The following is a 1,238-nucleotide window of genomic DNA, read 5'->3' on the forward strand; positions in this document are numbered from 1 at the left end:
TAATTTTGAACACCGTGTAGACGGTGGGGTATTAAACCCACAAAGAAAATGATAAAAAGGAAAAAGTGGATGCAGACTCAAATCCCAATCAATTGTAAATACCCTGTATAAGGCGGGGTATTAACCCCAAAATAAAAATATAAAATTTCATGCCAATATAAGTAGCTCTGATGCCACTGGTGTCTAAACAAATCTACAGCTAAATAATCAATAATTTCCTGAATAAGTTAACACTATTACCCAGAATAAAATGATTACTCAATGCATGATTCCAGTCCTTAAATCTCCCCAAGATTATCAAGCATATCGTATTAGTCCCCTAGATAGTAATCGATTAGCAATTATTTTCGATCCTGTAATTGCCAATGCTTCTTTAACTGTATGTTTAGAAATTTTTGATGTGGGGGGAAAAACTCCTCCCAATCGACATAATTTAGCGGTAGAAATGTTCTTTATTATTAAAGGAGAAGGAAAGGCAATATGTGACGGAAAATCTGTTAATATTCGTGCTGGTGATAGTATTCTAGTACCACCAACAGGGATTCATGTCATAGAAAATACTGGTTTAACTCGTCTTTATGCTTTATGTATTATGGTGCCAAATGAAGATTTTGCCGAACTAATTCGTAGTGGAATACCAGTAGATTTAGATGAAGAAGATATGCAAGTTCTTTCTCGTTCAAGTTGTATTTAAGAAGGAAGAAGGAAGAAGGAAGAAGGAAGAAGGAAGAAGCAAACAGCGGATGGGGACTCAAACCCCAACAAGCTTTTCAACAATTAATTATTAATTAGTAAACACCCTGTAGACAGCGGGGTATTAAACCCAATATCAAAAATCATCTTTTGATATAGTAACTACCATGACTACTCTTGACTTATGGAATATCTAATATCATGTCCGGTTGAATACTTATAAATAAACGACGGAGGAAGACCGAGTCAGGAGGACCGAGTCAGGAGGGAAGAAAGAAGAAGAAACAGGAGGAAAAGGAGAAAGTTTTTGATCACGCTCTTATCCGGAAATGATATAAAACAACGGTATATCAATAATCAACCTTTTCTCCTAGATAACTAAACGCCTTTTTCCTTCTGCTATAAAAAAGGAAGACGAAAGAAGAAAAATATTACCCAAAATTCCCGTTCCTCAATTCTCTTTTTTCTGTTTCCTTTTGCCAAAAATTAAAATTGAAGAAGGAGACAGGAGACAGGAGACAGGAGACAGGAGGAAAATTACATGG

The 1,238-nt window shown here is 35.6% G+C and carries 1 protein-coding gene; it reads left to right on the forward strand.

Going from position 1 to position 1,238, the window contains the following annotated elements; all coding sequences use genetic code 11:
• The first annotated feature begins 250 nt into the window (after positions 1–250).
• Positions 251–694, forward strand: coding sequence for a cupin domain-containing protein (locus D5R40_RS33125; protein ID WP_192901028.1), 444 nt, complete (start codon positions 251–253; stop codon positions 692–694).
• Positions 695–1,238 lie beyond the last annotated feature (544 nt).

Source organism: Okeania hirsuta (assembly GCF_003838195.1).
Taxonomy (GTDB): domain Bacteria; phylum Cyanobacteriota; class Cyanobacteriia; order Cyanobacteriales; family Microcoleaceae; genus Okeania; species Okeania hirsuta.

Excerpts from the sequence above, each read along its gene's own strand:
- D5R40_RS33125 (WP_192901028.1), top strand. The coding sequence starts at position 251 with ATGATTACTCAATGCATGATTCCAGTCCTTAAATCTCCCCAAGATTAT.